The organism is Okeania sp. SIO2F4 (genome assembly GCF_010672385.1).
GTDB lineage: Bacteria > Cyanobacteriota > Cyanobacteriia > Cyanobacteriales > Microcoleaceae > Trichodesmium.
Map to the genome: position 1 here is coordinate 1 of NZ_JAAHGT010000243.1, position 11273 is coordinate 11273.

General features: G+C 33.3%; 8 protein-coding genes. 2 read left to right on the forward strand and 6 right to left on the reverse strand.

The window, feature by feature from the left end; all coding sequences use genetic code 11:
- The 3 genes from F6K22_RS16715 to F6K22_RS16725 all read right to left on the reverse strand — a co-directional run.
- On the reverse strand, positions 1-1945 hold a 1945-nt coding region (locus F6K22_RS16715), incomplete at its 3' end, for a 5'-3' exonuclease H3TH domain-containing protein (protein ID WP_293099938.1).
- 773 nt (positions 1946-2718) lie between these two features.
- Positions 2719-3666: a hypothetical protein gene (locus tag F6K22_RS16720; RefSeq protein WP_293099941.1), complete on the reverse strand. Its 948-nt coding sequence runs from the start codon at positions 3664-3666 to the stop codon at positions 2719-2721.
- Positions 3667-3773: 107 nt separating this feature from the next.
- Complete coding sequence (locus tag F6K22_RS16725) at positions 3774-5228, reverse strand: MBOAT family O-acyltransferase (protein ID WP_293099944.1); 1455 nt, start codon at positions 5226-5228, stop codon at positions 3774-3776.
- Positions 5229-6031: 803 nt separating this feature from the next.
- On the opposite strand from F6K22_RS16725, the gene F6K22_RS16730 reads away from it, so the two are divergent.
- Entirely contained in the window at positions 6032-6211 is a 180-nt protein-coding gene (locus F6K22_RS16730) for a hypothetical protein (protein WP_293099948.1), read from the forward strand.
- Between the two features lie 67 nt (positions 6212-6278).
- On the forward strand, positions 6279-7442 hold the full coding sequence (locus F6K22_RS16735) for a J domain-containing protein (protein WP_293099951.1): 1164 nt from the start codon (positions 6279-6281) through the stop codon (positions 7440-7442).
- A 95-nt stretch (positions 7443-7537) separates the two neighbouring features.
- Here the strand turns inward: F6K22_RS16735 and F6K22_RS16740 are convergent, their stop codons facing one another.
- The 3 genes from F6K22_RS16740 to F6K22_RS16750 all read right to left on the reverse strand — a co-directional run.
- On the reverse strand, positions 7538-7684 hold the full coding sequence (locus F6K22_RS16740) for a hypothetical protein (RefSeq protein ID WP_293099953.1): 147 nt from the start codon (positions 7682-7684) through the stop codon (positions 7538-7540).
- A gap of 20 nt (positions 7685-7704) precedes the next feature.
- Positions 7705-9411 (reverse strand): two-component system response regulator, encoded by a 1707-nt coding sequence (locus tag F6K22_RS16745; RefSeq protein WP_293099956.1) that lies wholly within the window; start codon positions 9409-9411, stop codon positions 7705-7707.
- A gap of 244 nt (positions 9412-9655) precedes the next feature.
- Positions 9656-11273, reverse strand: a 1618-nt coding sequence (locus F6K22_RS16750) for a histidine kinase dimerization/phosphoacceptor domain -containing protein (protein WP_293099959.1), incomplete at its 5' end; no start/stop codon positions are given.

Sequence of the window (11273 nt, forward strand, 5' to 3'; positions counted from 1 at the left end):
CTTTTTGTAGTTGAACTGATAAATTTTTCAGAGACTCAATATCAATCCTAATTCCTTGAGATTCCATTTCGGCTAAAACCGATTCTAAAGGTTGTTCTACATCTACTAATAATTTGTACAAAGATTTCTCAGCAGATTGATTTTTCGGAGCATCTTTTTGTAGTTGAACTGATAAATTTTTCAGAGACTCAATATCAATCCTAATTCCTTGAGATTCCATTTCGGCTAAAACCGATTCTAAAGGTTGTTCTACATCTACTAATAATTTGTACAAAGATTTTTCAGTCGGTTTACTTTTATCCGCCTTTTCTAATTCTGCTCTTAATTTTTCTACTAACTGAAACGTCACAAAAACTTGAGTACCACAATAGTCAGCTACTTTCAGAATATCTAGGTCAGCAATAGTTTGATTTTTCGAGACTACATCTTTATAACTCTGTAAATTTATCCCCACATCTCTAAGATATCTAATATATATTTCTTCCAGACTATGTTTTGCTCCTGGATTTAATACATAACTTGCCAACATTGTGTCAAAAACAACTCCAGCTAATTTAATTCCTTGAGAGCGAAAAACCAATCTATCAAATTTAGTATTCTGAAAAACTTTTGGATAATCAGCACTTTCCAAAACAGGCTTTAAAACCTCCAATACTGTTACCTTCTCCAAATTTTTGCCAATTTTATGTCCGGTAGGAATATAAGCAACATTTTCTATATTTTTTCCCCAACAACAACCTATTCCAACTAACTCCGCATCTCTCGGTTCTAAAGATGTTGTTTCCGTATCCCAAGCAACGGGCGTCTGAGGATTTTTCTGTTCTTTTAAAATATTTACTAACTCCTTTAACTTTTCTGGAGTATCAATAATTTGAGGCTGAATTTCTGATTTTAACGAAATTTTATCTTGAGCTGCCTTTGTCTCTTCAGCAGTAAAAAACCAATCATCACTTTCCACTTCAACAAAAGTATTCGTTGATTTTTCTTCCTGCTGATTTTCTGACTCATCCGGCAAAGACTTAACTCCTGCCAACCCATCAAACTGCTGTTCTAAATTAGGAATTTGATTCAGAAAATGTTGTAATTCCAGCCTTTGCAAAACAGGTTCAATTTCTGAGCGAGAAAATTTTCTTACCTGACAATCTTCTATATCAATATTTAACGGCACATTTACTTCAATTTTTGCCATAAACTGAGAATGCTCTGCCTCAGCTTTTCCTACTACTAACTTTTTCTCATTCGCTCCTTTAATTTTATCCAGAGAAGCATAAATTTCTGCCAGACAACCATATTCATTCAACAACTTAACAGCAGTTTTTTCCCCAATACCTCTAACACCAGGAATCTTGTCAGACTTATCTCCACAAAGAGCTTTATAATCAACAACTTGAGTCGGCAAAATACCCAACTTCTCCTTAACTTCTTCAGCAAAAAATTCTTTAGGAGTGCTACCTTTACCCGCAGCTAAATGTAAAACACTAATCCCTTTTTCTACATCTATTAATTGAAATAAATCTTGGTCTCCCGAAAGAATTTTTACCCGAAAACCAACAGCACTATATCTTTGTGCTAAAGTTCCTAAGATGTCGTCAGCTTCATAACCAGGAGCAGTAATAACTGTTAAATTAAAAGCTCCTAAAAGCTCTTTTAAATTTTCTAAGTCAGTAATTAAATCTTCTGGAGGTTCTGGTCGATCTGCCTTATAATTTTTGTCAGCTTTATGACGAAATGTAGGTTCTCCTAAATCAAAGGCGATCGCTAAATATTCTGGTTTTTGCTTCTCTATTACTTCTAGTAAAGATTTCAGGAAGCCAAAACAGACGCTTGTGGGAATACCTGTAGAAGTTTTCAAACCTCCACTACGACTTTTGGCAAAAGCGTAGTAGGAACGAAAGGCTAGAGAATGACCATCAATTAAAAGGGTAGTAGGAGGGTTAGCGGACATTTGAGATTGATATTTTTAGATGTTGTTTTATTTTACCTGGAGATTCAGGTATACTTATTTTCCAAGGCTGGCTTTTGTATAGAACCCATTTGGTATCTTTAATGTTGAAATACAAAGCCTTCAGGAAAGGCGTTTTAAGGAGCTTAACAACTATAATGGTTCAGAAGAGGGAAAAATCAAGAAAAATGACTGCCGGAATCATCTGGATTCTATATTGCCAGAAATACTAGCTGGACTTTGAGATTTTTTACACTGAAAATGGCTTCAAACCCAGTGTTAGTAAGGGAAATACCTAGACTGGCTTAAAATGGCTGTTTGCGTAGCATGACCTAGGAAAACCTAGATATACCAAGAAAACCTTTGATTTTAGGTGAAAACATTACTGTATAAAGGTTTTACCTTATTTTTAACCTGTTTTTCCCTAAAGTCCAGCTAGCTACCTATTATCTCTAGGGTTATGATTTTCTAATGATATTTCTATTTCTGTTTTTGAATTGATATTTTCAGATGGTAGGTAGTTGCTGAAATAGACTAAAGTAATTTTTTTCTAGTCTTACTTTTCTTTGTGTGGAAAAATTGCAAGTATATCTATGTGGAAAATTTTTTAGAAGGTTGATTTTTCCATGCTCAAGAAGCGAGCACTTTTTTATCCGATCAAATAAACCACCATTCAACTTTAACTGAGTAATTAGCAAAAAAAGAATTACTCTATTCCCCTACTTCCCTACTCAAGAAAATAATCCCTTCAAGGTTTATCGTCGGAAGAGCAATAATTAATCTACGCAAATATCACATATACCATATTGTTTGTTATACTTTTTAAAATCTTCAATTAATAAACCTGTTCTATAATCAACCCCATTTTTGTTCAAATGATATGGTGTATTAAAAATCATCTCATCAGGAATCATATATCTTTTAGAGCTTCCTAAAATCCTAAATCCATTTTTGATATATTCTGCTTCAACTTTCTTTATTTGTTCAATCATATTGAAATATGAAGCATCTTGAAGACCAGGGAAAGAAATAAGTAATATAGCATTTCTATTTTTAATTTCTGTCTGGAATTCTTGAATTTGTTCCATGACAGATGGATTAAATTTACCTTTAAGCTTTGGCAAAGGCGTAACTTCTCTTCTTTCTAATTCCCAATGTGTATAAGTATCACCATATTGATTGAATGAATTGACACCATAAAAAGTATTTTCCCTTACATTTATATACTCTTTTTGCTGAAATTTAGAAACTGTATATTTCGGGATATATTTTACCATATTTAACATCTGAATCGGATTAAGTAACCTGATTTTTGATAAATTTACATCAAATATAGTGCGGAATAATTGTATAGATCCGTGATTATAATCCCGGTAAAAATGTGCATATTCAGGAACAAGCACAATAATATCTCCCTTTTTTACATATTTAATTGTATTGGATAACATATAATTTAAGCCAATCATTGCGTGGATAGCAGTATTAATTGGATTCAGATTTAATTCGTCTTTAATTGTTTGACTATTGAGACCAAAACTTAAGTTAGAACCACCAATAAAAATTATCCGAGGAGAGGGAGTATTTTTGAGTAGAGAATCTTTCTGAAATTCAGCAAAGAGCAGAGATTTTGAAGCGCGTGGTGTAGGAGGTAAAAATAATCCTAATATCAAGAAAATCACCATTGGTATACTGAAACCAATAATCTTAAATATAAACTTTTTCATAAGTAGTTGTGCAAAATAAATTTCCTAGTTGAAAGAGGGAAAGGGGAACAGGGAATAGGGAGTAGGATGTGTAATTAATTTTGCTTATGAACTTGTATTTATTTCTCTTAAAATTGAAAATAAATAAATCTTTGTCCTTGTTGTTGATCGCTAGACATAATTATTGCAATAATCATTAGGTAATATATTATATACCTAAATGGTATCTTCCATTTTCTGCCTAAATTAGCGATCGCATATTCTTGTTCTCTTCCTAGCCATTCAATTATAACAAATCCGATTACCCAAATAATAGTATTTAACGATTCACTCTTTCCTGGAAATTCTGGTTCTGTAAACAATGAATAGGACAGGATTTCAGATAGATAACTTATTGCATGATCAATATTTTCGGCTCTAAAAAATATCCAAGCAACAACAGTCAAACCAAAGGTTACTAACATAAATGATAGTTCTTTAAAACTAGGAAAATATTTTCCCTGAGCCACAATATCTAAATTTTTGCGGTTGTTTTTAGTAAGCAAAAGCGGCAAGAAATAAATAGCATTTAAAGCACCCCAAATAATAAAAGTCCAATTTGCTCCGTGCCAAAAACCGCTAACTATAAATATGATAAAAGTATTTCTGACTTTCATCCAACTACCACCACGACTTCCACCTAAAGGAATATATAGATAATCTCTAAACCATGTGGAAAGTGAAATATGCCAACGCCTCCAAAATTCTGCAATATCTCTGGAAAAATAAGGAAAAGCAAAATTTCTCATCAAGTCAAAACCAAAAAGACGTGAAGTACCAATAGCTATATCTGAATAACCAGAAAAGTCTCCATAAATTTGGAAAGTGAAGAATAAAGCACCAAATACCAAAGTGCTACCTGAATAATCACTTGAATTATTAAAAATCAAATCTGCATATTTACCACAGTTATCTGCAATGACAATTTTTTTGAAAAGTCCCCAAAGTATTTGTCGCATACCATCTACAGCTTTTGAATAATCAAATGTCCGTTTGGTATAAAATTGAGGCAATAAATGGGTAGCTCTCTCAATAGGTCCAGCAACTAATTGGGGAAAGAAACTCACGAATGCTGAAAAAGCAATAAAATCTTTTGTTGGCTCAAGTTTCCTTTTATAGACATCAATAGTGTAGCTTAATGTCTGAAAAGTATAAAAGCTAATACCAACAGGTAAAACAATATTTAAGGAGTTAACTTTTATTTCTGCCCCAAATAAAGAAAATGCGTTTATAAAGTTTTCTAGGAAGAAGTTATAGTATTTAAAAAATCCAAGAAAACCAAGATTTACTAAAATACTTATCCACAGTAAAACTTTTCTTTTGGTTAAATTTTCTTCTTTGTAGAGTCTTATTCCCAGACTATAATCAACAATGGTACTGATGAGTATCAGTGATAAAAATCTCCAATCCCACCAACCATAAAACAAATAACTTGCTGCTACTATTAAAAAGTTTTGCAACTTCAAGTTTCTTTGAGTTACGAACCAATAGAGAATAAAAACTATCGGTAAGAATATTGCAAAGTCTATTGAATTAAAAAACATTTTTCTAGAAAATTAGGGAATAGGGAAGAAGGGAGTAAATAGTATAGTAGCCAGGTAAGACTACTCAAGCGATCGAAAAAATGTATTCATTGATTTTGTAACCAAAATTAATCTAGTGAAGGTCTATCAAAATCATCACTCATAACCATTGAACCTAAATTTAATCCTACATGTGGTGTTTTTTTTCTGATTCCCTGATATTTGGTTTAATAAAACTAACTAAAGTTAATCAAGTTAATATAGCAATAGGAACATTACCATTAGTAATTACAATCTCTCGATCATTTTCAATCAAAGATAGTATTCACTAACACTGATTTGTAATTTTTGAATATCCAGTGTTTTCATTGACATAATTCTTACTTTGTTGAGAAAGAGAGTAGGGAATAGGGAGAATTGGATATATAATTATAGTAATCATATTTCAGTTGTGAAATTTTAGTGGTAATTAGGATTCAGGAGTCGTAAGAGTATCTATAGGAATCACCCAAACAGGAGTTAGAATATAAAAGGATTTTGATCAAGGAATGAGCATAAAATAATATCCAATATCCACAATTTTTGCTTAGAAATATCGCCCTCAAATCCTACTTTACAGGAAGTCTGGAAGCCAATAAATTCTCATTCCTAATGTTAATTACTTTTAAATATTTCATAAATCATTCCTGATTGCTATAATTTTGTTGATGAACTTATTAACCTATTATATAGCAATCCTAACTAGATAGTAGTAGAATAGAAAGATTTTAAACACTCTCTCTCAAAGGGCCAAACCTGTCCCCGATCAAATTAAATCTATTGCCGTGCGCAAAACTGTTAGTTGGACTAGTGAAGTTTTGCACAATTTAGGTGGGAAAAAAGTTGTGACTGGCAGTGATGGCTTTCGTCTTGACTGCGACTTAAATGCAGCCCGTATAATTTTTATTAAGAGCTTGGTAGAAAATTTTTCTACCAATTTGGGAAATACACCCTCAGTAATCTAATATTACTGTGCATTGTTAACATTTGTTAGCAAAATTGTATTGGCAATATCTCAAGAGAAATTCAAGTGTGGATGAAATAAACCAATACTATAAAATTCTAGAACTTGAACCAGGCGCTTCTCTAGAAGAAGTAAAAGAAGCTTACCGAGATTTGGCTTTTGTCTGGCATCCAGATCGCTTTGTCCAAAACTCTCGTCTACAAGCAAGAGCTACTGTTCGTCTGAAAGAGATTAATGAAGCTTACCGCAAATTGCGGTATTTTTTGAGTAATTCTCAACAGCAAGTTGCTCCAACAAGACCAACTCCCGATCAAACACCACCAACACCACGTCGCCCTCCAACTTCTCCTTACCCTTCCACTCCTCCTCAGTCTTCTCAAAGACCACGAGATTATAACACAGATCGTGGTTTTCAGGAGGTCTATGTTCAGACATCTACTCGTCAGACAAATTCAACAACTTCTGATATTCCTTGGGGTAGCTTGATTAGTACTTTCCTTTTTTATGCTATGACTGCCTGGGTGTTAATTATTTCTAAGGCTCCTGTCTGGAGTTGGGCCGTAGTTGAAGGTGTGGCATGGATGGGAATGACTGTTTTAGCAATTGAGGGGTCAAGTTCCCAGAGGTGTTGGGCGATCGCCATGTTGGGTGCTGGTGGTGGAGCGGGTTGGATAGCTGGAAATTATGTAGGGGGTTTAATAACTGCTTTTGCATGGGGTATGGTTGGATGTAGTCTGGGAGTAATTAGTGGTACTGAACCAAAGGCAAGAACTGTTGCTGCTGTGGTGACTATTGGTGGAGTAATTGCTTTGGTGGGATTTTTGGCTGGCAATGGGGCAGAAAATATATTGCTGGTTGTGGTCGGTTCAATTGTTTGGGCTGCTGGTGGATTTGTTTTTGGGACAATAGTTGATGCTGTAATTGCTTCACAGACTGGTACTGGTGTTGGTAGTATGTTGGGGTTTATTTTGGGAGCTTGGGTTGGAGCTTGGTCTGCTGCTTGGAATTCTACTCGGTCTAAGACTGTGGCGATCGCTTTGGTTGGTGCTGGACCTAATATTATTATTGGGTCATGGGTAGCTATTGGTATTGTGGCTGGAGTAATTGCTCAAATGGTGGCTGGAGAAAAGTTGATAGAGTTGTTCAATGGCTTTTTGACTTTTTTGATTTTGGCTATTATTTCTGGATTAGGTTTGGGTTTTGGTTGGTGGCTTTCGACGAGTCTAATGTAATTGAGAATTGAGAATTGAGAATTGAGAATTGAGAATTGAGAATTGAGAATTGAGAATTAATGAAAGTGCTTTTTGTAATAAGTTCATCAGTAAAATTAATTACACATCCTATGATAATTGATAATTGATAATTGAGAATTAATGAAAGTGCTTTTTTGTAATAAGTTCATCAGTAAAATTAATTCACATCCTATTGACTCCCACACTTCCCACACTTCCCACACTTCCCATACTTCCCACAAACACTCTCTCAACTCAAATTTTAAACCAACTTTTTTCCTTCTTTTAATAACTGTTCAAATTTGGATTTAGGTAATGGTCCGCTGAATAAATAACCTTGCATTTCGTCACATTTATGTTTCCGAAGAAAGTCTAACTCTGCTTGGGTTTCTACTCCTTCGGCAACTACTCTTAGGTTTAAACTATGAGCCATTTGAATAATTGCTATTGTAATTGCTTCTGTCTTGCTATCTGCTGTTATATTACGAATAAAACTTTTGTCTATTTTAATCACATCAAATGGAAATTCTCTGAGATAACTTAAGGATGAATATCCTGTACCAAAATCATCTATTGATATTTTAATTCCAAACTCTTGCCATGATTTTATTATTTTACTTGCAGCTTTTTCGTTTTGCATAACTAAGCTTTCTGTGATTTCTAATTCTAGGTTATTAGGTTTTAAGTCTACTTCTTGGATAATTTTAATAATTCGTTCTTCTAAATTTCTCTGAATAAATTGACGTCTAGATAAGTTAACTGCGATTTGGAATGGGAAAAAACCCGCTTCTTGCCAGATTTTTGTTTGATTACAAGCAGTACGCAATACCCATTCTCCTATAGAAATAATCAACCCTGTTTCTTCTGCTAAGGGAATAAATTCTGCTGGTGAAACCAAACCTTTTTCTGGATGATGCCAACGAATTAAAGCTTCTGCTCCAGTAATTTTACCAGTTCTAAGATTAACTTTTGGCTGATAATAAACTTGAAATTCTGAGCGTTTTAAAGCATTACGCAAATTCGTTTCTAAAGCCATTTGTTCTAGAGAAATCACAACAGCTTCTGACTTATGCAATTGATAATTATTTCCCCCCTTTTGTTGAGCATGATACATTGCTGCATTAGCATTTTTTAGCAGTTCATCAACTTCTATGTCATCTAATGGATAAAATGTAATTCCTATACTGGCAGTAATATAAACTTCATAGCCTTCTAAAACCATTGGTTGAGAAATTATATCTAAAATAGATTGAGCTACATCAATAGCATCTTGTTTCTGTTCTACTGAATTAAGAATCATGGCAAATTCAGCAGCTTCTAAACGAGCTAATATCTCAATGCAACTAATAGATTCCTTAAGTCTTTTCGCTATATTACACAGTACCAATTCCCCATTTTTACTCCCCAACGTTACTTTGATTCTATTAATTCTATCTAGGCTAATATAGAAGATAGGTATTTTCGGAAAATTTTGATATTTATGAGGTTTATTTATCTTACATAAATCTCCTAAACTAGCTTGATTTTTATGGGATAAAATTTCATTTAGTCTGGATATAAATAAAGAACGATTTGGTAAGAGAGTTATTGGGTCATAGTGATGTCTTTGGAGAGCTATTTCAATTGTTAAATGTAAATTTCTTTCTTCAAAGGGTTTAACAATATAACCAAAAGGATTTGTTGCTTTTACTCTTTGTAGGGTTTTATTATCGGTGTAAGCTGTCAAGAATATTATGGGTATTTGTAAGCTTGATTGAATTTGTTCTGCTGCTGTTATCCCATCCATTTTTCCTTGTAACATTACATCCATTAATATTAAATTTGGTTGCTTTTCTGCTGCCATTAAAATTGCTTCTTCGCCCGAAGAAACAATATCAACAACTGCATACCCCATGGTTTTGAGACTATCTGCTAAATCTTCAGCAATAATACTTTCGTCTTCAACAATCATAATTTTTGATTTTGACATTATTTATTCACCTCTATATATTTAGGGAGTAGGGAGCAGGGAGTAGGGAGCAGTTAGGAGTTAGGAGAAATAGGAATACCCAATACGTTTTAGATCAAACAAAAACTCATAAGGTATGGAACTATTAGAGTGAATCTTGAGATTATAGAACTGCAAAAAAAAATCTTTAACTGAACTGTATTATCGTAATAACTCATTTACTTTTTACCTTCTTCTTTCTTCTTGATTTCCTCTTCCTTTTTCCTTAAAAGGTTATTTTAAAAACTGTTCCTACTTGATTAAGTCTCTCAATTTCTCCCTTAAGTTGTCTTACTAATGAGCAAACTAAACGTAATCCTAAAGAACCAGAATTTTGATAGTCTAAATCTTCTGGAAAACCAATGCCATTATCACTAACTTGGAGAATAAATTTATTTTGATTATTCTGCTGATAATTGAAATCTATAGAAATATCTCCTACAGATTCTTCTGGAAAAGCATACTTGAGAGAATTAGAAACAAGCTCATTAATTATTAAACCACAGGGTACTACGGTGTCAATATTTAAGAAAACAGGAACTACTTTGACATTTAATTTCACACCTCTTGCTTTGACTTCATAAGCTTGGAAAATGTGAGAAGCTAGGTTGCGAATATATTCACTAAAATCAATCCTCGATAAATCTTTTGATTGATAGAGATGTTCATGAACAAGAGCCATCGATCTAACTCTGTTTTGACTCTCTTTTAGCATTTCCATCACATTTTCATCTTGAATATATCTTGACTGTAATCTTAACAAACTAGAAATTACTTGCAGATTGTTCTTTACCCGATGATGAATTTCTTTTAATAGTACCTCTTTCTCTGCTAAAGATGCTTTAATTTGTTCCTCATTTCGTTTCCGCTCCGTAATATCACGAATTACAGCTTGGATAACTCTATTTTTGAATAACTTTTTCTCTCCATTTACTTCATAGCTTTCTCCTACTCTCATTGCAGTCAACAAAACTTCTACTGGAAATTCTGAATTATCTGTTCTCTTGACGATCCACTCAAAATGATTATTACCTTTGCATATTGCTTGGACTATTTTTGTTTTAAGTAACTGTTGTGATGGTTGCTGATTTTGTTGATATTGTGGATAAAAATCTGTTAGTTTTCTAGTTAAAAATTCTTCTTTTTGATTCAAACCCAACATAGTTAAAGTAGCACTATTACAGTCAATAAACCCTTTTTTATCTAGTAGAATTACAGCATCACTTGTTGCTTCATAAAGACTACGAAATTTTCTTTCAGATTCTTTGAGTGAAGTAATTAATTTTATGTTCATTGCCTCTGCTTGTTTCCGATCGCTAATATCTATTCCGACTGAAACTACTGCTTTTCCTCGGTCATATTTCTGAACTACAATCAGGTAATTTTTTACAGCACCATTCACTTTAGTTTCAACTTCCTGAGAGATTTGTTGTTCTGAGCTAGCAAAAAATTCATTAATAGATTTAACGAAACCCGAACTACTTCCAAGAAAACCTATTTCTTGACCAATAAATGTTTCTGGGAGTAAATTAAAACTACTTGCTAGTTTCTTGTTTACCCCTATATATCGTAAGTCTGAACTAATCCAAGAAATGAACCAAGGTACAGCATCTAACACTGCTTGTAGCTGGTCTTTAGCTTTTTGGAGAGCTTCTTCTGATTTTTTGCGTTCAGTTATATCTGTAGCAGTACCAATAACACCTTCAAAATTTTCAAATTTATCTTTTAAAGTAATCCCATTAAAGTTAAGATACACAGGTTTTCCATCTTGGCGTTTATGAATTGTTTCCCACTGAAAACTAGAACAATTATCTCGATCAAGGATTGGTATTTGTAGGATATTT